Source organism: Enterobacter sp. TCD1-1 (genome assembly GCF_020567405.1).
Taxonomy (GTDB): Bacteria; Pseudomonadota; Gammaproteobacteria; order Enterobacterales; family Enterobacteriaceae; genus Enterobacter; species Enterobacter quasiroggenkampii.
The window spans coordinates 1683198-1708178 of the sequence record NZ_JAJCXF010000001.1; the positions used below are offsets into that span (position 1 = coordinate 1683198).

At 54.0% G+C, this 24981-nt stretch carries 20 protein-coding genes; 8 read left to right on the plus strand and 12 right to left on the minus strand.

The annotated features are described in order from the left end of the window. The first annotated feature begins 301 nt into the window (after positions 1–301). The 4 genes from LJA86_RS08185 (at position 302) to LJA86_RS08200 (ending at position 4749) form a co-directional block, all read left to right on the plus strand. A complete protein-coding gene (locus LJA86_RS08185; protein WP_229225991.1) occupies positions 302–2425 on the plus strand; it encodes a putative bifunctional diguanylate cyclase/phosphodiesterase in 2124 nt (707 codons plus the stop codon). 92 nt (positions 2426–2517) lie between these two features. After that, entirely contained in the window at positions 2518–3750 is a 1233-nt protein-coding gene (locus LJA86_RS08190; protein ID WP_229225992.1) for a sensor domain-containing diguanylate cyclase, read from the plus strand. A gap of 74 nt (positions 3751–3824) precedes the next feature. After that, on the plus strand, positions 3825–3965 hold the full coding sequence (locus LJA86_RS08195; RefSeq protein WP_045909000.1) for an Ecr family regulatory small membrane protein: 141 nt from the start codon (positions 3825–3827) through the stop codon (positions 3963–3965). 217 nt (positions 3966–4182) lie between these two features. After that, positions 4183–4749 (plus strand): DJ-1/PfpI family protein, encoded by a 567-nt coding sequence (locus tag LJA86_RS08200; protein WP_080347316.1) that lies wholly within the window; start codon positions 4183–4185, stop codon positions 4747–4749. A gap of 133 nt (positions 4750–4882) precedes the next feature. On the opposite strand, the gene LJA86_RS08205 is transcribed toward LJA86_RS08200, so the two are convergent. The 3 genes from LJA86_RS08205 to LJA86_RS08215 form a co-directional block, all read right to left on the minus strand. Next, positions 4883–5221, minus strand: a complete 339-nt coding sequence (locus LJA86_RS08205; RefSeq protein WP_069719078.1) for an STAS domain-containing protein — start codon at positions 5219–5221, stop codon at positions 4883–4885. Positions 5222–5312: 91 nt separating this feature from the next. Further along, on the minus strand, positions 5313–7730 hold the full coding sequence (locus LJA86_RS08210; protein ID WP_229225993.1) for a glycogen/starch/alpha-glucan phosphorylase: 2418 nt from the start codon (positions 7728–7730) through the stop codon (positions 5313–5315). A 263-nt stretch (positions 7731–7993) separates the two neighbouring features. Beyond that, a complete protein-coding gene (locus tag LJA86_RS08215) occupies positions 7994–9610 on the minus strand; it encodes a peptide ABC transporter substrate-binding protein (RefSeq protein WP_229225994.1) in 1617 nt (538 codons plus the stop codon). A 185-nt stretch (positions 9611–9795) separates the two neighbouring features. Between LJA86_RS08215 and mpaA the strand changes: the two genes are divergently transcribed. Continuing rightward, positions 9796–10509: a murein tripeptide amidase MpaA gene (gene mpaA, locus LJA86_RS08220; protein WP_048029794.1), complete on the plus strand. Its 714-nt coding sequence runs from the start codon at positions 9796–9798 to the stop codon at positions 10507–10509. On the opposite strand, the gene ycjG is transcribed toward mpaA, so the two are convergent. After that, a complete protein-coding gene (ycjG, locus tag LJA86_RS08225) occupies positions 10500–11465 on the minus strand; it encodes an L-Ala-D/L-Glu epimerase (RefSeq protein ID WP_048029793.1) in 966 nt (321 codons plus the stop codon). The two genes, mpaA and ycjG, sit on opposite strands and share 10 nt — an antisense overlap. Positions 11466–11572: 107 nt before the next feature. Here ycjG and tpx point away from each other — a divergent pair, with 107 nt between their 5' ends. Together tpx and LJA86_RS08235 are read left to right on the plus strand one after the other, a co-directional pair. Beyond that, entirely contained in the window at positions 11573–12079 is a 507-nt protein-coding gene (tpx, locus tag LJA86_RS08230) for a thiol peroxidase (protein WP_023335907.1), read from the plus strand. 275 nt (positions 12080–12354) lie between these two features. Continuing rightward, on the plus strand, positions 12355–13563 hold the full coding sequence (locus tag LJA86_RS08235) for an aldose 1-epimerase family protein (RefSeq protein WP_229225995.1): 1209 nt from the start codon (positions 12355–12357) through the stop codon (positions 13561–13563). A gap of 44 nt (positions 13564–13607) precedes the next feature. On the opposite strand, the gene tyrR is transcribed toward LJA86_RS08235, so the two are convergent. From tyrR to LJA86_RS08250, 3 genes are all read right to left on the minus strand, one after another. Next, positions 13608–15149 (minus strand): transcriptional regulator TyrR, encoded by a 1542-nt coding sequence (gene tyrR, locus LJA86_RS08240; RefSeq protein WP_229225996.1) that lies wholly within the window; start codon positions 15147–15149, stop codon positions 13608–13610. Positions 15150–15261: 112 nt separating this feature from the next. After that, entirely contained in the window at positions 15262–16314 is a 1053-nt protein-coding gene (locus LJA86_RS08245) for a YcjF family protein (RefSeq protein ID WP_229225997.1), read from the minus strand. Next, a complete protein-coding gene (locus tag LJA86_RS08250; RefSeq protein WP_223539060.1) occupies positions 16311–17708 on the minus strand; it encodes a YcjX family protein in 1398 nt (465 codons plus the stop codon). Before LJA86_RS08250 ends, LJA86_RS08245 begins: the two co-directional genes overlap by 4 nt. A gap of 155 nt (positions 17709–17863) precedes the next feature. Here LJA86_RS08250 and LJA86_RS08255 point away from each other — a divergent pair, with 155 nt between their 5' ends. Continuing rightward, positions 17864–18874: a LacI family DNA-binding transcriptional regulator gene (locus LJA86_RS08255; RefSeq protein WP_032674909.1), complete on the plus strand. Its 1011-nt coding sequence runs from the start codon at positions 17864–17866 to the stop codon at positions 18872–18874. Between the two features lie 34 nt (positions 18875–18908). On the opposite strand, the gene LJA86_RS08260 is transcribed toward LJA86_RS08255, so the two are convergent. The 5 genes from LJA86_RS08260 to LJA86_RS08280 form a co-directional block, all read right to left on the minus strand. Beyond that, entirely contained in the window at positions 18909–19823 is a 915-nt protein-coding gene (locus tag LJA86_RS08260) for an OmpG family monomeric porin (protein WP_048029790.1), read from the minus strand. A 66-nt stretch (positions 19824–19889) separates the two neighbouring features. After that, positions 19890–20972, minus strand: coding sequence for an ABC transporter ATP-binding protein (locus tag LJA86_RS08265; RefSeq protein ID WP_048223583.1), 1083 nt, complete (start codon positions 20970–20972; stop codon positions 19890–19892). A gap of 13 nt (positions 20973–20985) precedes the next feature. Further along, a complete protein-coding gene (gene pgmB, locus LJA86_RS08270) occupies positions 20986–21651 on the minus strand; it encodes a beta-phosphoglucomutase (protein ID WP_045908866.1) in 666 nt (221 codons plus the stop codon). Then, positions 21641–23920: a glycoside hydrolase family 65 protein gene (locus tag LJA86_RS08275; RefSeq protein ID WP_229225998.1), complete on the minus strand. Its 2280-nt coding sequence runs from the start codon at positions 23918–23920 to the stop codon at positions 21641–21643. The genes pgmB and LJA86_RS08275 overlap by 11 nt, the downstream gene beginning before the upstream one ends. After that, a complete protein-coding gene (locus LJA86_RS08280; protein ID WP_154818043.1) occupies positions 23914–24972 on the minus strand; it encodes a Gfo/Idh/MocA family protein in 1059 nt (352 codons plus the stop codon). Before LJA86_RS08280 ends, LJA86_RS08275 begins: the two co-directional genes overlap by 7 nt. Between the last annotated feature and the right edge of the window lie 9 nt (positions 24973–24981).

A 24981-nucleotide genomic window follows, 5' to 3' on the forward strand; every position in this document is an offset into this window, starting at 1 on the left:
TCGCAGCGTGCTGTGATACTGGTCTGCCGCCACGTTAAGCGATACCATCCGCTGCGGCGCACTGATACAATCGCCGTTATATTTAAGGAGCTTTGCTACTTTTATTCGCTCTTGTTTAGCAATGCTTAATACGTTAACAATGAGAATATATTTTATATTCTTAATACGTTTTAGAGTATTAATATGACTGGTCATTTTACACGATAAAAAACTAATATTGTTTGAATGCGCATGTTCGTTGCCAGATAAAGATGTGCCCGGCAGGCGAAATCGGTAACCCTCTCAGGCGTGGGATTGCATAATGCTCAATATATCGTGGGACCCTGTGTTAATCGCTGTCTCTTATCTGGTGGCGTTTATCGCCTCCTTTGTGGCGCTGGACAGTGCCGGAAAGATCCCCCTTTCCAGCCGAAAGGCTGCCCTGTTCTGGCGTATGGCCGGCGGCATCTCGCTCGGCATCGGCATTTGGTCGATGCACTTTATCGGCATGCTATCGATGCAAATGCCCATGATGATGCGCTATGACCTCTGGTTAACCCTTGCATCGCTGGGCGTCGCGGTTATTGCGTCGACCACGGCCCTTGATATTGCCGTCGCGGGAAAAAAACGGTCTCTCTTTCGCCCCATCGTTGCCACCGCAATCCTGAGCGCAGGCGTGGTATCCATGCACTATATCGGTATGGCGGCCCTGATGCTGGATGGCAGCATCATCTGGGATCGCCGTATTGTGGGGTTGTCCGTGGTCATTGCCGTGGTGGCTTCCGGCACTGCGCTGTGGCTGGCTTTCCGCCTGCGAGACAAAGGGGTTTTTATCGAGCGCCTTCTCGCGGCCCTGGTCATGGCCGCCGCCATTTGTGCGATGCACTATACCGGCATGAGTGCCGCGCATTACCCGGAAATGTCGCATACCCTTCCCGGTGGGATCGGCGAGCTCGGGTTATCCATCTGGGTTTCTGTCACCACGCTCTGCCTGCTTGGCGTGATGTTAATTATTTCCCTTGTCGACTCTCACCGGCGTACCGGCCGGCTGACGGACAATCTGCGGCAGCTCAATCGGCAGCTTGAGCTGCAGGCGCGCTTTGATGCGCTCACCGGACTCGCGAATCGCCATCAGATGGACATCCGCATGCAGGACTGCCTGCGTAGCGCGTTGCTGAGTAACAGGCAATTTGCCGTCATTTTCCTGAACGTCGATCATTTCAAACGCGTCAACGATACCTGGGGTCACAGCGTCGGAGATGAGTTATTGATCACCGTTGCACAGCGCATCACTTCCCGTCTCACGCGTGAGATGACCCTGGCAAGGCTGGGAGGTGACGCCTTTATCCTGCTGGTACCGGAATGTGACGACGACAAACTCAACGCACTGCTCGCGTCGTTGCTCGAGGATGTACGACGTCCTCTTTCGATCTGTGGTCATACGCTAAGCACGACAATCAGTGCGGGCGTCAGCCTCTATCCTCAGGATGGCGAAACGCTGCATGAGCTAAAGCTCAAGGCGGATGCAGCCCTGCATCACGTCAAAGACGACGGCCGGAACGGCTGGGCGCACTACCGATCCGAGATGTCGACAGCAATCCCGGCAAAACCCGGTTTTCTGCAGGAACTCTCTCAGGCGCTTGAGCGCGATCAGTTTGAACTCTGGTACCAACCAACCTGGTATGCGCAAGAGAAGACTATCCATGGTTTTGAAGCCCTGCTGCGCTGGCGGCACCCTGAGCAAGGCGTTGTTCTGCCGGGCCTGTTTATCCCCTCGCTGGAACAAACCGGCTTAATTATTCCGGTGGGCAACTGGGCCATTGAAGCGGCATGTCGACAGCTGCATTTCTGGACTGAACAAGGGTTTAGCCAGTGGACGCTGTCGCTCAACTTATCCCCCGTCCAGTTCGAACAGCCGGACATTTTCTATATCGTATCGTCGATGCTGGAAAAATATAGCTTGTCCCCGTCCAGGCTGATCCTTGAGGTTACGGAAAGCACCGCGCTGAAAAATCTCGACCGCAGCATTGAGTTACTCAACGCGTTTAATCATGCGGGGATCACCGTCTCGATTGATGATTTCGGTACGGGCTACTCGAACCTGCTGATGCTGAGCGTGCTGCCGGCAAAAGAGCTCAAGATCGACAAAAGCTTTGTGACGTCGATGCTGGAAAATGAAAAAAGCTACAAGCTGGTTGAAACCATCATGAGTATCGCCCGAACCATGGAGATGAACGTGGTGGCTGAAGGGATTGAAACGCAAGAGCAGCAGGAGGTTCTCACCCGTCTCGGCTGTGACTACCTGCAGGGTTATCTTTTCTCCCGTCCCTTACCTGCCGAACAGGTGCCGTGGCTGCTTCTGCAGATAAACTCCGACAGGCAAATTATACCCATTAATAAAATTCAAACGGACCCCGCATTTATTTCGCAAAAAAACCATGCCTGACGGGGTTGAGTAGAGTATGTTTCAAAGCAGTAGACACTCGTCACGTCTGTCATCATTGTCAGGCGCATTGAGCCGATGAACAGGAAATGCCTATGTCGCAAAACGGTTTTGAAGCGCTGAACGTCATTAAAACACCCGTGTGGCTGATTTCCCCCGCTTCGGAAGCGATCGTTTTTGCGAATGTGACCGCAACGCAGCTTATGGGAGAGAAGACGCTGGACCAGCTGCGTAAAGGCCTCTATTCCGCGAATGCACAGCACCTCCTGTCGATGTATGTACCTGAACTGAAAACCGGGCAGGAGATCGTCGAAATCTGGACAATAAGCCGGGATGGACAGGATACGCCGCTAAGCTGTCGTCTCTCGCTTGCCCATTATGCCCCCTGGGGGGATGTGATTGTTTTCGAGGGGATCGCCCAGCACATTCTCTCTGGGCTAAAGGCCAGCCGCTCCGCAACTTACCGGCGGAAAAAACAGGGGTTTTACGCCCGTTTTTTTCAGACCAATAGCGCGCCGATGCTGTTAATCGATCCGGCCCGCGATGGCCAGATTGTTGATGCTAACCTGGCCGCGCTCAATTTTTACGGTTACTCACATGATGACATGTGCAGTAAACATACCTGGGAAATCAATACCCTGGGGCGAGACGTCTTGCCCATTATGACTGCGATTGCCGCGCTGCCCGGCGGCCATAAGCCGCTCAACTTTGTTCACCGCCTTGCCGATGGCTCTACCCGCCACGTTCAGACGTATGCCGGCCCCATTGAGATCTACGGTGACAAGCTGATGCTGTGCATCATCCACGATATCACCGAGCAAAAAAGACTGGAGCAAGAGCTGGAACATGCCGCGTTACGTGACTCCATGACCGGGTTACTCAACCGGCGCCAGTTCTACGCGATTACCGATCCCAACAACCTGAATCATCTTCCTGCCCAACAGCAGTTTAGCCTGCTGCTGGTGGATACCGATCGCTTCAAAAACATCAACGACCTGTTTGGTCATTTGAAGGGCGATGAGGTGCTTATCGCCCTCTCCCGAACGCTGGAAGCCTGTAGCCGGGAGAATGATCTGGTGTTCCGCTGGGGAGGCGAAGAGTTCGTTATCCTGCTGCCGCATACCCCTCTCGACATCGCGTTGCAGATTGCCGAGTCGATCCGTGCAGCCGTTGCCCGCATTACGATTCCGGGCTTACCGCGGTTTACCGTTAGCATTGGCGTGGCGCGACATAACCAGGGCGAGACGATTGATGAGCTGTTTAAGCGGGTAGACGACGCGCTGTATCGCGCTAAAAATGACGGACGCAATAAAGTCCTTGCAGCATGAAACTGGAGTATACGAGAAAGCCCCGCTACAATGCCTGCCTCGACTCAATTAACTTCAGGTGGGTAAAATCTGCAATGGGAAAAACAGAAATAATACTCACCTTAATTATTTTGCTCCTTATTATATTTGGCTTATGGTTTATTTTTAGCGGTGAGATCTGGTATCTCGTCGAATTTCTCGAAAATAGTCTTTACCCGACCTTCGATGCACCATAACGCACGTTTAATATCTTGTTTCACCTACCGAATTTGTCAGGTATCTGCAAGCCTGACAGCCGCGTAAGATACGCGCCGTTATCCTCCAACTACGTTGATAACGAATCACTTATTCATTTGCTTATGTTGCCCGTGCTCTGACGGGCTTTTTTATTTCCGGCATTTCAGCCACGCCAGGCTATATCTTAATCATCTTTAATGACAAGGGAGAGGAATGATGAGCAAGAAGATCCTGATGCTGGTGGGCGATTATGCCGAAGATTACGAAACCATGGTGCCTTTTCAGGCTTTGCAGATGATTGGCCATCAGGTGGATGCAGTCTGCCCCGACAAACCAAAAGGCGACTACATCATGACGGCAATCCATGATTTCGACGGCGCCCAGACCTATAGCGAAAAACCCGGTCACCGCTTTACCCTCAACGCCGACTTTTCCGCCGTAAAGGAGCAGGACTACGACGCACTGCTCATCCCCGGCGGCAGAGCGCCCGAGTATCTGCGGCTAAATGAGGATGTGTTAAAGCTGGTACAGGCATTTGACGCCGCGCGCAAACCGATTGCTGCAGTGTGCCATGGCCCGCAGCTGCTCGCTGCCGCGGGCATCCTGAAAGGCCGTACCTGTAGCGCCTACCCGGCTTGTGCACCTGAGGTACGCCTAGCAGGTGGACACTACGCCACGATCGGCATCGATCAGGCCCATGTCGACGGCAACCTGGTGACGGCTCCCGCCTGGCCCGCCCATCCGCAGTGGCTGGCGAAGTTTAGTGCGTTATTAGCACAATAGCGAGCCGGTATCAGCCCGGGTGAATACCGTGCGGGTGGAGCGGAGCCATGTTTTCAGGACTGGCGCGAGAATGCGTCAGTTCTCGTTTTAACCGTTGGCACATCCCGCTTTCTCCCCGAAGAGCGCTGTGATATTAGCCCATCAACACCTGCAGGGCATCCTGCCGATTGGCCCTGATAGAAAAAATACGATCCATCCTGGTCAGCTTAAAGAGAGCGTGTGTATTGCTGTTAAGCGAACACAGCACCAGCTCACCCTTGCCGTTTAAACTCTTGAGTATGGATACCAGCGCGCCGAGACAGCTGCTGTCAATAAAATCTACGTGGCTGAAATCCAGCAATATCTTTTTATTACTTTTTTCAATCACCTCCAGCACCTGCTGCTTAAAGGTCTGCTCGACAGAAGCATCCAGCCTGCGAACCAGCGGAACGACAATCTGTACGTCATTTTCACTCTGTATTTCAAAGTTCATAATCAGCCTCGCATCAGGGGCGTAACGTGTTCCCGAATGATGATCATAGTGCACCGATATCGCTCCCGGAAGGCAACCGGAAGCATGACCATCAGCAATTTATTCCCCAAATATCCCTTGCATAGCCCTGAATGGTTCTGTCACTCGAAAACTCTCCCATTCGGCTAATATTTAGCAACGCTTTTCGATGCCACTGGCGGGGATGTTCAAAATCCGCCATTGCCTGACGTTGGGTTTGACTGTAGCTGTCAAAATCCAGCAGATGACAATAATGATCGGCTGTTGTCAACATATGGTGTAGCGGTGCAAAAATTTCGCGATCGGCGCTAAATTCACCAGAAATAAGCGTATCCACTATACGCATCATTCGAGGATCGCTCTGACGATAGAAACGATTATTATCGCCATTTGAACGCATTTCATTGACTTCTTCAGCCGTCGCGCCGAAAAGATAGAAGTTTTCTGCCCCAACAGCATTAAGAATTTCAATGTTGGCACCATCATACGTACCCATTGTTAACGCACCGTTGAGCGCGAACTTCATATTACTGGTTCCAGATGCCTCCGTGCCTGCTGTGGATATTTGTTCAGACAGGTCTGTTGCCGGTATTATGCTTTCGGCTAAGGAGACTTTGTAATCCTCAAGAAAAATGACTTTCAGCTGCCCGGCAATACGCGCATCACTGTTGATTTTATTCGCTACAGCATTAATTAACTGAATAATAAGCTTTGCCATTCGATAACCAGGTGCCGCTTTACCTGCAAAAAGATGCACCTTAGGCGCTATGGTTCTCCCATTCTCTTTAATATCAATATAGAGAGAAATGACGTGCAGAATATTCAGAAGCTGGCGCTTGTATTCGTGAATGCGTTTTACCTGGCAATCAAACATTGCCATCGGGTCCAACATAATCCCATAACGTTGTGAAACAATCTGGCTCAACGCGGATTTATTTTTGAATTTAATGCCGCGGATATGATCGATCACCCCCGTATCATCCGCATGCTTCTCCAGCTGTCGAAGCATATGTAAATCCGTCGGCCATCGGTTACCCAATTGCTGATTCAGAAACGCGGCAAGATTTGGGTTAGCCTGCTGCAACCATCTGCGCGGCGTAATGCCGTTGGTCTGATTAATGAATTTATCTGGCGTAATAAAATAAAAATCGGGAACCAGGTGCGTTTTGATAAGCTCGGAATGGAGCATCGCCACCCCATTTACACAATGACTCCCGACGATGGCTAAATTTGCCATTCTGATACTTTTCTCGTTATCCCCCGCAAACAGAGACAAGGAGGCCAACAAATGCGGTTTGTCTGGCCATCGGGAGGCGACATCCGCAAGAAAACGGTGGTTAATCTCAAAAATAATCTGCAAGTGTCGCGGCAACAGTTTTTCAAACAAGGCCACTGGCCAGGTCTCCAGAGCCTCGGGCATCAACGTATGGTTGGTGTAAGCACAGGTTCTTTGGGTGATATCCCAGGCCTGGTGCCAGGGAAGGCTGTATTCGTCGACAAGTATTCGCATCAACTCGACAACAGCCAGCGCGGGATGCGTATCATTTAGCTGGATGGCGACATGCCGCGGCAGTAACGAAATGTCAGTTTCAATCTCAGCGTATTCGCGAAAAATATCTCGCAAGGTACATGCGACAAGAAAATACTCCTGAGTCAGTCGCAGCTCCTTGCCCGAGAGGATCTCATCAGAAGGATAGAGTATTTTTGAAATATTCTCGGAGGCGATTTTTTCACTGACCGCTTTGATGTAATCGCCATGGTTGAAAATATGAATATCAAAAGAGTTAGAGGCTACGGCACTGTATAAACGAAGCTTATTCGTGGTGCTACCTCTGTAGCCAGAAACGAAATAGTCATTTGGGATACCAACGATGGTATTCCACCCCAACCACATTGGATTATAATTCCCGTCAGCATCATCTGCATGCTCGATATATCCACCAATTGGGATCAGCATTGCCTGGCTATGATGTTCAACCAGCCAGGGGGAATGCATGGAATGCCAGTCGTCCGGATGTTCGATTTGCTGACCATTCTGAAAAGACTGCCTGAATAAACCATATTCGTATTTAATGCCATGACCTGAGGCAGCAATGTCTAACGTTGCCATTGAGTCAATAAAGCAGGCAGCTAACCGCCCAAGGCCACCATTTCCAAGCGCGGCATCGGGCTCTTCGTCAAGAATACCATCGAAATCAAACCCCAGGTCAGTGACAACCTGACGCATATCATCAAGCAAATTCAGGTTCATCAGGTTATTGCGTAATGACTGCCCAAGCAAAAATTCCATCGAGAGATAATAAACGCGTTTTTTCTTTTCCAAGCGTTGCCGGGCCTGACTATCGAGAAAGCGATCTTGCTGAAAATACCGCAATGCCAGCGCCACAGCATTGAATATATCGCCGTTGGTGGCCTTGTCTATGCTAACGCATAACGTATATTTTAATTGTGTTTCGACAAGTTCACGCAACTCTCTGTTAGTGAAAGACATGTTGACCTCACTGGAGTTACTGCATATTTTTAATATGCAGAACACAAGATATTATTTTGTTCAAGTGTAGACGGCGATATTCAACTCATGCAATTTTTACCCACCATTGCGTATGGTGTTGTTTTTGCATCGCCTGAGAAATATCAGCAGTAAGTATCGTCAGGAAAGTGCGACTTTCTGCTGTGGCGGGAGAGAATCAGAAGGAGCAACTGGCGCTAAGCTCCGCGCCAGTTCTGGATTTGGTAGCAGCGAACCCCTACTCGTCAGTGCTTCTCAATATACATCGTCCGGCTATACGCCACGTCTTCCGGGTTATTTATCGGGTACCCTTTCACCCAGGGTTTAATCAGTCGACCGTTGGTGTACTGGTAAATAGGCGCGATGGGTGCTTTCTCCATGAGGATTTTCTCCGCCATGTTGTAATCCGTGTTACGCGCTTTAGCCGTGGTTTCAAGCGTCGCCTGGTGGATTATTTTATCGTAAGCCGGGTCATTGAAACGCGAGATATTGCCGCTGTGGGTTGAGGTCAGCAGGGACAGGAAGGTCGAGGGCTCGTTGTAATCCCCCACCCATGACGCGCGGATCACATCAAAATTGCCGGTATTGCGGCTGTCAATGTAGGTTTTCCACTCCTGATTTTGCAGCTTGACATCCACACCGAGGTTTTTCTTCCACATGGACGCCACCGCAATAGCGATTTTCTGGTGGTTTTCCGACGTGTTGTACAGCAGGTTCAGCTTCAGCGGACGCTGAGGGCCGTAGCCTGCGGCCTGGAGCAAGGTTTTGGCCTGAGCGTTCAGCTCCTGCTGGGACATCTGCTCGAACGGCGAAGTTTCAGGCGTGAAGCCCGCCGTCACGTCAGGGGTAAAATGCCAGGCCGGTTTTTCGCCGGTACCCAGTACCTTTTCCGCCATAATGCGGCGATCGATAGTCATACTCAGGGCAAGACGAACCCGGGCATCGGCCGTCGGCCCCTTTTGCGTATTAAACGCGTAGTAGTAGGTTCCGAGCTGAGGCGGCGTATACACCTGTCCCGGAATGTCCTTCAGGAGCTTCTGATACATGTTTTTCGGGAACGATTCGGTAATATCGATATCCCCTGCCAGATAGCGTTTCGTGGCGGACGATTCCTGGTTAATCGGAATAAAGGTCACTTTTTGCAGGACAGTTTTCGCATTGTCCCAATAGTGGGTGTTCGGCACGACAACCAGTTTTTCATTCACTACGCGGTCGTTCAGGACGTAGGCGCCATTACCGACCAGCGCTCCCGGACGCGTCCACTCTTTTCCGCTTTCAACGTTCGCTTTTTGCACCGGATAGAAGGCGAAGTTTGCCGTCAGGTTGCTAAACCACGGTAGCGGTTTATCCAGTTGGACGCGCAACGTCCTGGCATCCATCGCCGTCACGCCCAGGGTATCAGGCGCTGCCTTACCGTCGATGATAGCCTGCGCATTGTTGATACCTGCCAGCGCTGCAAACCAGGCAAACGGAGAGGTCGTTTTTGGGTCAACCAGACGCTGCCAGCTGTAGACAAAATCCTGCGCGGTGACCGGCGTACCGTCAGACCATTTTGCGTTATCACGCAGGGTGAACGTCCAGGTACGGTTATCGTTACTCTGCCAGCGCGTCGCCACCCCCGGGGTCAGTTCCCCTTTCTCATTCTGATTCACCAGCCCTTCGAAAAGATCGCGAATCACCTGAATCTCTGGCAACCCCACCGCTTTTGCCGGATCGAGCGAAGCCGGTTCATCTTTAATATGTCTGACCAGCTCCTGTTTTTGCGCCAGCACCGTGCCCTGTGGGACATCAGCAGCGTATGAGAGTGTAGAGAGCCCGCACAGGCACAGTGCGGTGAAAAGACGCGAAACAGGATGCTTCATAAGATCCCCTTTAAAAAATTCAGGTAACAAGCAGATGCGTAATTATTTGTTTCGACAATAAGAAATGCAAATAACTTACGCCTGAATAGTGATTTAAGGCAATTCTCAGCCGCTACGGAAACTATTTGATTAACAGCGGCTTTTGCACAACACTGCCAGTAGAGACTTCTTTATCAGGATTTCGTATGGCAACCACCCGACCCCGCGCGGAACGCGGCGCCTTCCCTCCGGGCGCTGAACAATATGGCCGCTCATTTTTAGGCGCATCGCTGATCTGGTTCCCGGCACCCGATGCCGATCGCGACAGCGGTTTGATTATTGCCGGCACGCACGGTGATGAAAACTCGTCTGTCGTCACGCTCTCGTGCGCGCTGCGGACATTGACCCCTTCATTACGACGTCATCACGTGATTCTTGCCGTCAATCCGGATGGCTGTCAGTTGGGATTGCGGGCGAATGCGCGGGGCATCGACCTGAACCGTAATTTCCCGGCAGCAAACTGGCGCGCTGGCGAAACGGTTTATCGCTGGAACAGCTCCGCCGAGGAGCGAGACGTGGTGTTGCTGACGGGAGACAACCCTGGCTCAGAGCCGGAAACGCAGGCGCTGTGCCAGCTTATCCATAAGATCCACCCCGCCTGGGTTGTCTCCTTTCACGATCCGCTGGCCTGCATTGAAGATCCGCGCCACTCTGACCTGGGCGCGTGGCTGGCACGGGCGTTCGACCTGCCGCTCGTCACCAGCGTGGGTTATGAAACACCCGGATCATTCGGGAGCTGGTGCGCCGACTTAAGCCTGCCCTGCATTACCGCTGAGTTCCCGGCGATCTCCTCCGACGAAGCCAGCGAAAAATACTTAAAAGCCATGATGGAGCTTCTGCGCTGGCAACCTCAGAGATGAAGCACGCCGCTGGTAAATTTCAGGGCCGGTGAAACGTCTACCGCCAGCCACGTCGGGCCATCCAGATCGGCGAAACGGACCTGATTGACCAGCGGCAGCGCCGCACCGATCGCCCGGGAGGTGCAAAGCATGCATCCCAACATCAGGTCGAACCCCTGCGCCCTGGCGTCCGCCGCCAGAGCCAGGGCTTCAGTCAGTCCGCCTGCCTTGTCGAGCTTGATATTGACCATGTCATAGCGGCCCTTAAGCTCGCTCAAATTCTCGCGTGTGTGGCAGCTTTCATCCGCGCACACAGGCAACGGATGGATAAAATTCTTCAGCGCCGCATCCTCTTTTACCGGCAGAGGCTGTTCCAGCATCGCCACCCCCAGATCGGCCAGCAGCTGGCATCGCGCGGCGAGCCCTTCGGGGTGCCACGACTCGTTGGCGTCCACAATCAGCGTGGCTGAAGGAACCGCCGAGCGAATAGCGACCATCCGCTCGCTTATCAGACGATCGTCTAGCTTCACTTTTAACAGCGTGGCTCCGGCGTCATAGAGCGCTTTCGCACTGGCGGCCATCTGCTCCGGCTCACCAATCACGACCGTTTGCGCGGTCACGATCGATTCGGGCACGACCACGCCAAGCAATGACGTCAGCGATTTTTGCTGCTGAGCGGCTTCAAGGCTCCAGAGCGCACAGTCGATGGCGTTGCGCGCCGCTCCGGCGGGTAAACGCTGCTGTAATGCCTCGCGCGTGAGCCCTTTTTGCAGGTCTGGCACCAGGGTCATGATCTGCGCCATCACAGATGCAAGGCTTTCCCCATAGCGCGGATAAGGCGTACATTCCCCGACGCCTTTCACACCCTCTTCTTCAATTTCAACCACGACCACGCTGGCTTCACTTCGGCTGCCGCGCGAGATCACAAACGGGGTATGCAATGGCCAGGCTTCTTCATAGACCTTAACGCTTCTCATCACTGACTCCTTGCGGCCCGGAAAGGCGAAAAATTTGGTTTGCCGTGTTATCTGCTGATGGCATACACTAGCCACGACGTTAACTATATGTAAACAGGAAGATATCTATGTCACAACTCGTTCATTTCCAGGGCAACCCGGTTGCTGTAGCAGGTTCCATTCCGCAGGCTGGCAGCAAAGCGCAGGCATTTACTCTGGTGGCTAAAGATCTGTCTGACGTCACACTGGCTCAGTTTGCGGGCAAACGCAAAGTACTGAACATTTTCCCAAGCATTGATACCGGTGTTTGTGCCGCATCCGTGCGTAAATTCAACCAGCTGGCGACTGAAATGGACAACACCGTTGTGCTGTGCATTTCCGCTGACCTGCCGTTTGCCCAGTCCCGTTTCTGCGGTGCCGAAGGCCTGAGCAACGTTATCACCCTCTCCACCCTGCGCAGCGCAGATTTCCTCGAGAAATACGGCGTCAGCATTGCGGAAGGCCCACTGAAAGGTCTGGCAGCACGTGCTGTACTGGTTCTGGACGAAAACGACACTGTCGTCTTCAGCGAACTGGTTAACGAAATCACCACCGAGCCGGACTACACTGCCGCGCTGGACGTGCTGAAAGCATAATAAGTCCTTAGCATTCTATACAACTTATTCTCAACCTCGCCTCGGCGGGGTTTTTTATTATTTCAAAGCTGAATCGTTAAAGCTTAAATGCTCGCATGTCACATTAATCCTGCAATAATCAGAACAATATGTAACATGATCGTGATCAACAACGCATAATAATCGTTAAAATCCTCTATTTTCATCCCGAGTGAAGCCCATCACATTTCCCTTTTTGTCTAAACATTAGATTTGCTTACGAAAGAAAATAATCGTTTCAGCAAAAAGGATAAAATATGAAGATCAAATTCGCTTTTACGCTTCTGGCGGTCCTGGTTTCTGGCCAGACCGCGGCTAAAACCTGGGTGCTGACAAGTGCTGAAAGCAGCGTAGAGAAAGGAAACTGGAAGATTTCCAGTGATGAGCTGAAAGTTAAAGATCAGACGTTCAGCATTGAGCAAAAAATCTTACACGGCGGCAAGCAGGAAGGCAGTAAAGTCATCATTATTAGCAGTAAAGATGGCCTGACGATTACCCTGAGCCCGACACGCGGCATGAACCTTCTGCACGTTGAAGGGTTTGGCACCCGACTGGGATGGAATTCACCCGTCAAAGAGGTCGTCAATCCTGCCTATATCAATCTTGAAAGCCGAAACGGTCTCGGCTGGCTGGATGGATTCAACGAGATGATGGTGCGCTGTGGCTACGAGTGGACAGGTCATCCGGTCACCGCAGATGGGCAAATTTACACCCTTCACGGCAGGGCCGGAAATACACCGGTATCGCAGGTGGAAGTTGAGGTGGCGGATACCGCCCCGCATGAGATCCGCGTTCGGGGTTTAATCAAAGAGAGCACGTTCAAAAAAGCGGATCTGCAAACCATGACCGAACTGCGCTACGTTCCAGGGACCAACCAGTTCAGCCTGCATGATGTTCTGACCAACCATGCCGATTACCCTCATGATTATCAAATCATCTATCACAGCAACTTCGGGACACCGATCCTCGAAGAAGGCGCACGTTTCCTTGCGCCAGCGGCGAGCGTGAGCCCATTCAATGACTACGCCAAAGCGGGCGTTAACGACTGGCAAACCTACGCCGGGCCGACAAAAGGCTTTGATGAGATGGTCTTTAATATTCAGCCGCTCGCCGACAACAACCATGAAACGCTCGCAGCAGTGGTCAATAAAGCCGGCGATAAAGGCGCGTCAATCCAGTTTGATACGCGCCAGCTGCCCGTGCTGACCTTATGGAAAAACACCGACACGCTGAAGCAGGGTTATGTCACGGGCATTGAACCGGGCACCAGCTATGCCTACCCCGTCACGATTGAACGCGAACAGAAGCGGGTCAAGCAGCTGCAGCCTGGCGCCAGCGCGCAGTTTGATCTGACCTATACCCTGCTCCACAGCCCGCAGCAGGTGAAAGAGGTTGAAAGCAGGATTGCGTCGATTCAGGGCGAGACAAAAACAGACATCGTTAACACGCCGCTGGCGAAGGAATAAATCTAAAGTGAAAAGTAAAAAGCCTCTTTGCAGAGGCTTTTTTGTTATTCGTCACCTTTCTTATGATTCAAACCATATTCACGTAGCTTATTTGCGATCGCGGTGTGCGACACGCCAAGGCGTTTTGCCAGCTTGCGGGTGCTGGGATAGCTGCGGTACAGCTGCGTCAGCACAGAGCGCTCGAAACGGCTGGTGATATCATCCAGCGACCCTTCCATCGCCTCTTCGCCTACGGATACCGTCCCGGCGTCGTAATCCGGCAACAGGATATCCTGCGGACGCAGCTCATACCCTTCAAGCTGGGTCAGCGCGCGATAAACGGCGTTTTTAAGCTGACGAATGTTGCCCGGCCAGCCGTAGCGCATGAGCACCGTGCCTAGGTCGGCTGAAAGCTTCGGACGCGGCACACCCTGCTCGTCGGCAAAGCGGGCGACGAACAGCTCCGTAAGCGGCATGATGTCCTGCGGGCAATCGCGCAGCGGCGGAATGTTCAGCGTCAGGACGTTAAGGCGGTAATAGAGATCCTCGCGGAAGATCCCCTTTTGCACCAGTTCCACCAGATTCTTCTGGGTGGCGCAAATGACGCGCACGTCCACATGCACTTCGTGATCCTCACCGACGCGGCGGAACGTGCCGTCATTCAGGAAACGCAGCAGCTTAGCCTGCATACGCGGCGACATTTCGCCGATCTCGTCCAGCAGCACGGAGCCACCGTTAGCCTGCTCGAAGAACCCTTTCTTGCCCTCCGGCGCGTGACCAAACAGCTCGCTTTCAACGGCATCTTCCGGTATCGAGGCGCAGTTGAGTGCCAGGTAAGGCTTGGCCGCACGCGGGCTCGCCAGATGCACGGCGTGAGCCAGCAGGTCTTTCCCGGTGCCGGTATCCCCGGTAATCAACAGCGGCGCGGTCAGGCTTGCGAGCTTACGCGCCTGACCAACCACATGACGCATTTTCGGGCTGACGGCAATAATCTGGCTGAATGCGCCAACGTCCTGACTGGAGAGGTTTTGCAGCTGACGACCCATGCGCAGCGTCGAGCGCAGCATGATCACCGCCCCGGTCAACACGCGGGTATTCCCTTCCCCTTTCAGATAGACCGGCGTGATCTCCATCAGGAAATTCTGCCCGTTAATCACCACATGCTCGCTGTGCGTGTTCTGCGGATTGCTGTCCAGCCAGCGCTGGAAGTTAAAACCGGGGATCAGCTGCGCGGCGTGATGATTGCTCAGCTTCTCCTGACTCTGTGCGAAAAGCTGGCAGCTCGCGTGGTTAACGCGTTCAACTTTGCTTTTCAAATCCAGGGAGAGGAACGGTTCAGGCATGGCTTCCAGCAGCGCGCTCAGCGCCAGGTGCTCACGCTCGGACGGCATCCAGGGAATGGTGCGCACATCCGTAACGCCAGCGATACGGCGGATTTCCGCCATCAGGCTACTGAAGGTATTAAATTCAATTTCGGCAAAATTGAGGTAAATTCGCCCGACAGGATCGATCTCAATGCCACGTAAATCAATGCTACGTAAAACAAGAAGATCGAGTAATTCGCGGGTCAGACCGAGACGGTCTTCACAGAAGACTTCAAGACGCATGGGAAATTCACCGTTTTAAGCCAATAACAGTAAAATGATATGTCAGAACACGGTGATCCGGAAGATGGCTGTCAACAAATATTGACAGCCAGCACGATTAGTGAACAAAACCTTATGGCGCAGGTTTTTTATTGAGCGTCTCTTTGAGCTGGCCGATCAGTTCACGTCTGAAATCTCCCAGACGGGGCTTATCGCCATCGATCCACGGCAACGGACGGCAGACTTCCATCGCTTTAATCCCCAGGCGTGCGGTTAATAATCCCGCACCGATGCCCTGAGCCGCACGGGCAGAGAGACGCGCCGCCAGATCCTGCGACATCCAGTCCATTCCCACTTCGCGCACCAGCTCACTCGCCCCGGCAAACGCGATATTGAGCAGGACCAGCTTAAACAGTCTGAGCCGACTGTAGTAACCCAGCCCTATACCGTAAAGGTTCGCGATACGGTTGATCAGGCGCAGGTTACGCCAGGCGATAAAGGCCATATCGACCAGCGCCAGCGGGCTGACGGCAATCATCAGGGTGGATTCCGCCGCAGACCGGCTGATTTCGCGCCGCGCCTGAGCATCCAGCACCGGCTGAACCATGTGGGAATAGAGCGTCACTACTTCCCGGTCATTCTGGGTCTCATGGATGGCGGCGTACCAGCGCTGAAGCGCCGGGTGCGACTGATCGATTCCGGCCTGACTCGCCAGCTTTTCACAGAACGCGCGACCTTTCCCGGTGCCGTGGCTGTGGAGCAGATCCCGCGCTTCATCACGCTCATGCGCGCGCTGGCGCAAACGCCAGAGCCGACGCCACTCGGTGGCAACCGACCCGACGCCCGCCCCCACAATCAGCGCGCCCGCGGCGCATCCGCCCAGCGCGACCCAGTCCTGAGTTTGCCAGGCATTCATCGTCCACTGCACGCCCTGAGCCACCACGCTTACGCCAAACAGCCCCAGACCGGCGGTAACCATCCTGCGCCACAGGCTGCGTTTTGGACGCAGCGCGGCGTCCACGACCGCCTCCGCCGGACCGTCCTCAACAGCGGGCTCGTCCTGCAGCGCCGGGGCAAAGTTATCGGCCTGGGTTCCGCTGAACGTCTGCGCCGTTTTGAACGCCTCCTGAGCGTCCTGCTCAAGCGTTCCGGTAAAGTCAATGCGCGGTTTTAACGGTTCCGTCATCGCAATTTATCTCCAATCAAAAACTCCAGCGCCGCATCCAGACGGATGTGCGGTAATGGCCTGTCGACGCTCATTGTCTGCGGGCGGAAGGCTTCAAACTGGAAGCCCTGATTCTGCCAGAAGGCCTGACCCGGCAGCCGCGCAGGCACTTCGCCCGGATACACGGTAAGCGGTTCACCGTCGCTGAGTCGGTTCCCGCGTAATGCCGGTATTTTCTCGCCGTTAAGGTCAATCAGCCCGCTTTGCGTTGCCTGCACCGACGCGAGCCCAAGGCAATCCATGCTGATCCCTTCGAAGGCGGCGTTTTGCCAGGCGTCCTGCACCAGCTGCTGCAGCAGCGACACCATATTGGCATGCTGATCGACCGTGACGTGATCGGCTTTTGTGGCCGCAAAGAGCAGTTTGTCGATCACCGGTGAGAAAAGACGGCGGAACAGCGTCCGCTGCCCGTAGTGAAAACTTTGCATCAGCTGCGTCAGGGCAAGGCGCATATCGTTGAATGCCTGTGGCCCGCTGTTGAGCGGCTGCAGACAATCCACCAGCACAATCTGACGGTCAAATCGTAAAAAGTGGTTCTTATAAAATCCCTTAACCACTTTTTCACAGTAGTAATGGTAACGCTCGCGCAGCATCCCGGCGTTAGTGTGCTTATCAGCCTGCGCCAGCGTCGACTCGCCAACCCCGTCCACATCTGGCCAGGGGAAAAACTGAAGCGCAGGCGCGCCTGCTAAATCACCCGGCAGAACAAAGCGCCCCGGCTGAATGAAGTGTAACCCTTCCTGTTTACACTGATGTAAATACGCCGTCCAGGCGTCGGCAATGGCCGCCAGACGGTTTTCATCTGCTGGGGCAAGCGGGTCCAGTCCTTCGCACAGCTGCCGCCATTTGGCTGACCACCCGGCGCGCTGCCCCTGCAGCAATCCCGTCATCTGGCGTGACCAGCTGAGGTAATCCTGCGCCAGCATTGGCAGGTCGAGCAGCCATTCGCCGGGGTAATCGACGATTTCAAGGTATAGCGTGGAGGTATCCTTGAAATGGCGCATCAGGGATTCATTCGAGCGGAAACGCAACGCAAGACGAATTTCACTGACCCCTCGCGTCGGCGTCGGCCACGCGGGCGGATCGCCATAAAGCTGCGCCAGCCCTTCGTCATAGGTAAAACGGGGAATACCAAAATCGCGCTGAGGGACGCGCTTAACGCCCAGCAAACGCTCTTCCCGCACCGCGCCAAGCAACGGCAGACGCGCCCCTGCGTGCAGGTTCAGGAGCTGGTTCACCATCGCGGTGATAAACGCCGTCTTACCGCTGCGGCTCAATCCTGTCACCGCCAGTCGCAGATGACGGTCAACGCCGCGGTTTACCAGTGAATTGATTTCGTTTTTAAGTCGCTTCATCGCCGTCCTTCGTTGCCTGGAAGCCTTGAATGCATGGCTTCAGAATACAATAAATGGGGGCAGATCGTTGATTATCAATTCTTATTTATTGCTATTGCCGTTTTTTCTCCAGTAAGATGAACGACATTGCTGTCAGTTCTGAGTGAGTAAGGTGTATGTCACCCACCATTTATGATATCGCACGGGTTGCGGGCGTATCGAAATCAACCGTTTCCCGCGTTCTGAATAAACAAACGAATATTTCTCCCGAAGCACGTGACAAAGTGCTGAAGGCGATTGATGAATTAAATTATCAGCCCAATAAACTGGCTCGCGCCCTGACCTCTTCAGGATTCGATGCCATTATGGTTATTTCGACCCGTTCAACCAAAACCACTGCCGGCAACCCTTTTTTCTCCGATGTCCTTCATGCCATTACGGCAAAAGCGGAAGAAGAAGGATTCGATGTTATTTTACAAACCTCAAAAAGCAGTGAAGACGATCTGCTGAAATGCGTGAGTAAAATAAAACAGAAGATGATCAAAGGGATCATCATGCTGAGTTCGCCCGCAAATGAATCCTTTTTCACCACGCTGGATGCGTATGGCGTACCGGTAGTGGTTATCGGTAAAGTGGAAGGTGAGTATCAGAATATTTACTCCGTCGACACGGATAATTTTCATGACAGCGCCACGCTGACGGAAACCTTTATTAAAAACGGACGCAAGAAAATTGCCTGTCTGCATGCGCCGCTTGATTATCACGTTTCGATCGATCGCCTGGCGGGTTATAAAGCCAGTCTGGAAAAGCACCATATTGCGATGAACCCGGACTGGATCATGGACGGCGGTTATACTCATGAGAGTGCGCTTAAAGCGGCTCTGGAATTGCTCTCATCACCCACGCCGCCTGATGCCGTATTTGCTACCGACAGCATGAAATTACTCGGCCTTTATCGCGCGGCGGATGAGTTGAATCTGATGATTCCGGAACAGGTGGTGATAGCCGGATACAGCGACCCGATGCTGTCTCTCATTTTAACGCCCGCACCTGGCGGCTTTGATATCCCCACCCGAAAACTGGGGGAAGAGAGCTGCGATCTTCTCTTCAGGCGTATCGCGGGCCATCCCGCCCCGCAAAAAGTGCTTGTCGATACGCATTTTTTACTGGCGGCCTCGCTGCGCTAAAACCAGGGGCTTGTAGCCCCTGGAAGCCCCTCGGTCAGAACGCGTAATTTACCCCAACGCCCGCATAGTGGAAGCGGTCGTTGTCACCCTCGTCATGGTTTTCCCATTCATAGGCGTATTCAAGCGTCATGGATAAACCGTTGTTGAAGTCATAGGCGTACTGCATACCCAGGCGGTTGAAATTATGCCCTTCACGCTCAGGATCGTCCTGCCAGTCCCAGTTCGACCAACGATCGAGCCCCAGTCGCGTATAAGGCGTTAAGGTCGTCTGGCCCAACGAAATAGGGAGATAGGCGCGAATTTCCTGGGTGGAGAACTCGCCGTTATTACGTGAACCGTCCATATTGAAACCGCGCTCTAAATAGTAATTTACTTTAGCGGCAAAGGTTTCGTTAATGGTCCAGGTAAAGCCCGTTTCGGTTTCGACACGGCTGTCTGAATAGCCGGTTTTTTCCAGATCGTTGGCAAACTGATACATGGCAAACCAGCCGCCAAAACGCCAGTCGTCGGTTAATTTTATATCCCAGTCAGGCTGAATTTTGTAGCGCTGCATATTTGCGCTGCCGTCTCTGGCGCCGTGTTCATCCTTAAAGTGATAACCATAATTACGGAAGCCGCCGGTCAGACCGAACGTAAAATCATCGGTTCCGATAAAGCGATAGCGTAATTCAAATTCCGGGCGATCAAAATAGGTGCCGCGGGTCATGCTGCTATAATCAACCGGCCCTTCCTGATACATTGCCAGCGAAATAGTCCAGGCATCCCAGGTTGCATTAAACCACACGGAAGGTTCATATAACCCGTCTTTATCCTCCCCCTGGCCTTCGACGTTTTCTATTTCATACATCGCGCCAATATTAAATTCCCACTGTTTAGCCGTTTCTGTTGCATGTGCACAGCTAACCCCTGCGCACAGCACGAGCGCAGCACTTTTTAGTAGAGTACTCATCAAATATTCCCTTTATAAGTAACAAACAAAAAAACCGGAAATGGGTATTTCCGGCGAACACCTTTCTTATCTAATAGCCGCTTCGGTTTCAGCGTCGAAGAAATGGCACTTATTCATATCGAACTGGATGCCGATATTATCCCCCGCGGCATAATCATTCGCGGCTCCCGCGCGAACAACCAGTTCATGGCCGCCAACGGTGGCGTAGAGCATGAACTCTGCACCGGTCAGTTCGGCCACGCTGACTTTTGCCGCGATGTTTTCACCGCTACTCTGCTGGGTGAGAATATCTTCCGGGCGGATCCCAAAGACCACGGCTTTACGCTGATACCCTGCGGCATGCAGTGACGCGAGTTTGTCTTCGGGGATCTCGAGACGCAGCGTTTCCGTGACGAAATAGCGGTCGTCGATGGCGCCACGAACAAAGTTCATGGCTGGCGAGCCAATGAACCCCGCAACAAACATGTTTGCCGGCTCGTTGTATACCTGCTTCGGTGCACCAACCTGCTGAATAATGCCGTCTTTTAAGATCACAATCCGGGTCGCCATCGTCATGGCTTCCGTCTGATCGTGGGTCACGTAAATCATCGTGGTATTGAGCTTCTGATGGAGCTTGCTGATTTCAGCCCGCATCTGCACGCGAAGCTTAGCATCGAGGTTGGAGAGCGGTTCATCCATCAGGAAGACGCCCGCTTCCCGAACTATCGCCCTGCCCAACGCCACGCGCTGACGCTGACCACCGGACAGCGCGCCGGGTTTACGCTTGAGGTACTCCCGTAAGCCGAGGATCTGTGCCGCCCAGTTAACGCGCTCTTCGATAACCGCCGGGGCGATTTTCTGCATCTTCAGGCCAAAGGCCATGTTGTCGTAGACCGTCATATGCGGGTAAAGCGCATAGTTCTGGAACACCATGGCGATGTCGCGTGACTTGGCGGGCACGTCGTTCATGCAAACGCCGTCGATGACCAGTTCGCCGGCGGAGATTTCCTCCAGCCCGGCAATCATGCGCAGCGTTGTCGATTTACCGCAGCCAGACGGACCGACAAAAACGATAAACTCCTTGTCCTCGATTTCGAGATTAAAATCCTTCACCACGTGGACCTGGTTATCGTAAATTTTCTGAATATGTTTCAGTGACAGTTGTGCCATTTTTAATTCCTTATCAATACGCCCGGGAGGCCCAGAAATCGGTCAGACATTTCCAGGTCAGTTCCTGCGTTGAATGAAGCTGTAATCCCGCATGGGTCAGGCCTGAGCCAATCCCGACCGACAGCATGCCCGCCGCGTTGATCGCCGCCACGCCTGCGGGCGCATCTTCGACCCCGATGGCTGCACCAGGGCGGACGTTCAGGCCAGCACACGCGGCGAGGAAGATCTCCGGATCCGGTTTTGAACAGACAATGCGGGAGGCATCAGCGCAAAAATCAAAGGCGTCATGAATACCCAGGGCATGCAGTATTCCAGGTGCATTGAGGGAAACGGAGGCGAGCCCAATTTTCACCTCTGCCGCCCGAATGTCCGCCAGCACCTCCCGGATACCCGGCAGCAGCGACGCCTCGGTCAATGACGACAGCGATGCGACGTAGAGCGCATTTTTCTTCCCCGCCAGCGCCAGGCACTGTTTATCGTCAAACGCCCCCTCTTTCCCACCGTGTCGCAGGATCCGCTGCAGGGATTCCATGCGGCTAATTCCCTTCAGCTCCTCGTTAAACACCTCATCGATAGTAATGCCGATCTCCTGCGCGACCGAACGCCAGGCGAGAAAGTGCAGATGTGCGGTATCGGTGATAACCCCATCAAGATCGAATACAACCGCTTCAGGCTTCATCGCTAGCCTCCGTGGTAGCGGTCCCATTAAAAGATGTAAGAAATTCCCTACGAGAGAATGCCTGCCGCTCCGATACGCAAACCTTTTTTCCCCACAGCGTTAACGTGACGGGCGCGGAGGTATCGAGGGTTAAAACGTCATTTTCAAACGTGAAGCGCAGGCGTGAGTTCTGCCAGCGCAGCGGGAAGGCAAGTTTTCGCCAGTGAGCGGGTAGCTTCGGCGCAAGGTGTAGCTCGCCCTCAACAATCTGCATGCCGGCAAACCCCTGAATGACGCCGGACCAGATGGCCCCCGTGGCCGCGGCATGAATGCCGTCATCGCTGCTGTGCGGATCGTCGCCCAGATCGATAGCCACGCCAGCGCGCCAGAAGGCGTAAGCCCCTTCCGTATCGCCACAGCGGGCGGCCACAATGCCGTGAATAGCCTTGCTCAGTGAAGAGTCATGGATCGTCCGCGGCTCGTAAAACGCCAGGTTGGCCGCGCACTGGGCTGGGGTAAATTTCTCCGGCAACAGGTAGTTAAGCATCACCACGTCAGCCTGTTTGAGGATTTGCATCTCGTTAACTTCCGCGCGAGAGTAATCCAGCAGGATGGTCTGCTTACCCGCTTTGGCTTTATAGCGGCTTAAATCGATGGCGGGTTTCGCCATGAACGAATCGTCCTGCGGGATCACTCCCCCGGCGTCGGCTTCCGGCAGCCACAAGCGGGCCAGGAAGGTGGTCGCCTTCTCCATGAAGCAGGCCTCTTCACGCTCAAACATCGACATAAACCGGCATGCGCTGGCCACGTTGTGCCAGGCCAGATAGTTGGTGTAGGCGTTGTTATTCACATGCTCGGTGTATTCGTCCGGCCCAATCACATCATGAATTTCCAGGTGCCCGTTGACCTCCGTGGCGCGGCCCATCCAGAACGTTGCCGTCTCCACCAGCAGGGTCAGCCCTTCATTACGCATAAACGCGTCATCGCGCGTGGCCTGCCAGTAGGCCACAACGGCCCAGGCAATGTCCGCCACAATGTGGTGTTCGGCCAGGGCGGAGGCCACTTTCTGCCGCATGCCCGTACGGATGTTGATAGCCGCAAACTCCGGCGTCTCCTCTTTGCCGCTCGCGGCACTCTCCCACGGGAACAGCGCGCCCGGCCAGCCGTTGCGGCGGGCTTTTTCCCGGGCCCCGGCCAGGTTCAGCCAGCGATAGCGCAGCAGACTGCGGGCCACCTGCGGACGAGTGAAAAGATGGAAAGGCAGCAGGAATATTTCGGTGTCCCAGAAGACATGGCCTTTATACCCCTCGCCGGTCAATCCCTTAGCGGCAATGCTGCTCCGCTCATCATGGGCTGGCGTCATGGTGGTTAGATGCCAGACGGCATAGTCCAGCGCCATCTGATCGTCAGGAGATGCAGAAGCCACTTCCACCCTGGCGTCACGCCAGACGTCTTCCCATGCGCAGGCTGAACTTTCCAGCAGCGAGGCATAACCCCTTGCCGCACAAACCTTGAGATCCGCCAGCGCGCCGCGCGCGAAAGATTCCTGCGACAGGGCTTTATCGCTGCGATGGACCACCCAGACAAACTTATCCAGCGTGACAGTGTCACCCTGCGGTATCGTCAGGGAATAGTGAGCAGAGAGCCGACGATTTTTAGCGGTAAAGCAGCTTTCGCTGTCGGCTGATAGCTGACAAAAGGCTGAGATGACAACATCAGCGGCCCGGTCCTGCGTTTCATACACACCCTGCATATAGTGCTGGTCGAACACCCTGACGGAAATTTCATCCAGATGTTGCCGGCCCGTATTGGTTTGTGTCGCATCAATGCCAGTTTTCATCACCACCTGCGAGGCATCATCCAGCGGGGTGATCGCAAGCTGCATGGCCACAAGCGGCAGCTGATCCAAAGAGACAAAACGACGACTCTCCAGGCGATAGCGCTTTCCGTTGGGCGAACGCCAGACGACGCGGCGATGCAGTTCGCCGTTGGCAAACGCCAGCTCGCGCTGCCACTCAAGAATGTCCCCGGCCAGAAGGGTGTAATTCACCCCGTCCAGCTCAACCTCGATACCGGTGATATCGGGCAAATTGATCAGCTCAGTGGTCTCGTTACGTCCCGCCTGATGATAGAGGCCCGCAAGATACATTCCTCGGGTTTGCTGGGTGTAATCTTCTTCATGCGCAGCGCGAATGCCCATGTAGCCGTTACCGCATGCCATAATGGATGCGTACTTATTCAGACTGTGCGGACAAAAGCCCGGATCGGTTAATACAGACACGCTCAGCATAATGTTACGCTTTCCCCTGTTTCTGCCGATTGATAAAGCGCCGCGACAAGCTGCTGAATCACCAGCCCCTGTTCAGCATCTGCAATCATTACGGGCTCTCCCTGCACGTGGCGAACAAAGGCCTCCATGCTGCGTAAATGGCGCTGGTCGTCAGCCTCTTCACGCTGAACCAGGGTTTGTAACGTCCCGGCGTCGTCCTGATAAACGTGGGCCGGGAAAAGCGTCGCCCCCGCCTTTTCACCGCAAAAGGCGACATTCATGATCGACTGCTCGCGGATATTCAGCGCGAACGAGGTGTCCAGACGCAAAATGCCGCCGTTGCAGAATTCGATAGTGCCAAACAGGGCATCTTCCACCGTAAACTGTGCGGGATCCCACGCGCCGAACTGGCCGCTGCTTTTTTGGGTTCCCAGCCTCTGGAAGCCGTGCGCCGTGACCCTTTTGACCGCCGGGAAACCCAGTACGTACATCGCGGCATCCAGCATGTGAATGCCAATGTCAATCAGTGGCCCACCGCCCTGCAGCGCTTTGTTAGTGAAGACGCCCCAGCCCGGCACGCCGCAGCGCCGCAGCGCCTGCGCCGAGGTGAAGTAGATTTCGCCCAGCGTTCCGTTCATCACGGCCTCGCGCAGCAGCTGCGTGTCGAGCGCGAAGCGGTGATGAAAATCATATGCCAGCACCTTCCCCGCCTTGCGTGCAGCCATCCGCATCTCATCGGCCTCTTGCGGCGTCATGGCGGGCGGTTTTTCGCACATCACATGACAGCCAGCCTCCAGCGACGCCATCACATGCTCAAAATGAAATCGGTTTGGCGAACAAACGCTCACCACGTCCGGCTTAACCGCCTCCAGCATGGCGCACGCGTCCTGCCACGCCGACGGTATGGCATGACGCTCCGCAAAAGCCTGTGCCTGTTCGAGGCGGCTGTCCATGACAGCCACCATCTGAACATCACTGCGCGTGGCGTAATACGAGGCATGCACTTTGTCCGCAACCTGCCCGGCGCCAATGATGGCGACGCGCAGTGGCGACGTTGTTGAAGCACTCATCACGCTCGTCAT

Bases quoted from the DNA above. Each gene is read 5' to 3' on its own strand.
- LJA86_RS08245 (WP_229225997.1), bottom strand. From the start codon at position 16,314: ATGACGGAACCGTTAAAACCGCGCATTGACTTTACCGGAACGCTTGAG.
- LJA86_RS08250 (WP_223539060.1), bottom strand. From the start codon at position 17,708: ATGAAGCGACTTAAAAACGAAATCAATTCACTGGTAAACCGCGGCGTT.
- LJA86_RS08210 (WP_229225993.1), bottom strand. From the start codon at position 7,730: ATGTCTTTCACTAACAGAGAGTTGCGTGAACTTGTCGAAACACAATTA.
- LJA86_RS08260 (WP_048029790.1), bottom strand. From the start codon at position 19,823: ATGAGTACTCTACTAAAAAGTGCTGCGCTCGTGCTGTGCGCAGGGGTT.
- pgmB (WP_045908866.1), bottom strand. From the start codon at position 21,651: ATGAAGCCTGAAGCGGTTGTATTCGATCTTGATGGGGTTATCACCGAT.
- LJA86_RS08235 (WP_229225995.1), top strand. From the start codon at position 12,355: ATGAAGATCAAATTCGCTTTTACGCTTCTGGCGGTCCTGGTTTCTGGC.
- tpx (WP_023335907.1), top strand. From the start codon at position 11,573: ATGTCACAACTCGTTCATTTCCAGGGCAACCCGGTTGCTGTAGCAGGT.
- LJA86_RS08275 (WP_229225998.1), bottom strand. From the start codon at position 23,920: ATGCTGAGCGTGTCTGTATTAACCGATCCGGGCTTTTGTCCGCACAGT.
- mpaA (WP_048029794.1), top strand. From the start codon at position 9,796: ATGGCAACCACCCGACCCCGCGCGGAACGCGGCGCCTTCCCTCCGGGC.
- LJA86_RS08265 (WP_048223583.1), bottom strand. From the start codon at position 20,972: ATGGCACAACTGTCACTGAAACATATTCAGAAAATTTACGATAACCAG.
- LJA86_RS08255 (WP_032674909.1), top strand. From the start codon at position 17,864: ATGTCACCCACCATTTATGATATCGCACGGGTTGCGGGCGTATCGAAA.
- LJA86_RS08215 (WP_229225994.1), bottom strand. From the start codon at position 9,610: ATGAAGCATCCTGTTTCGCGTCTTTTCACCGCACTGTGCCTGTGCGGG.
- LJA86_RS08205 (WP_069719078.1), bottom strand. From the start codon at position 5,221: ATGAACTTTGAAATACAGAGTGAAAATGACGTACAGATTGTCGTTCCG.
- tyrR (WP_229225996.1), bottom strand. From the start codon at position 15,149: ATGCGTCTTGAAGTCTTCTGTGAAGACCGTCTCGGTCTGACCCGCGAA.
- ycjG (WP_048029793.1), bottom strand. From the start codon at position 11,465: ATGAGAAGCGTTAAGGTCTATGAAGAAGCCTGGCCATTGCATACCCCG.
- LJA86_RS08200 (WP_080347316.1), top strand. From the start codon at position 4,183: ATGAGCAAGAAGATCCTGATGCTGGTGGGCGATTATGCCGAAGATTAC.
- LJA86_RS08190 (WP_229225992.1), top strand. From the start codon at position 2,518: ATGTCGCAAAACGGTTTTGAAGCGCTGAACGTCATTAAAACACCCGTG.
- LJA86_RS08195 (WP_045909000.1), top strand. From the start codon at position 3,825: ATGGGAAAAACAGAAATAATACTCACCTTAATTATTTTGCTCCTTATT.
- LJA86_RS08185 (WP_229225991.1), top strand. From the start codon at position 302: ATGCTCAATATATCGTGGGACCCTGTGTTAATCGCTGTCTCTTATCTG.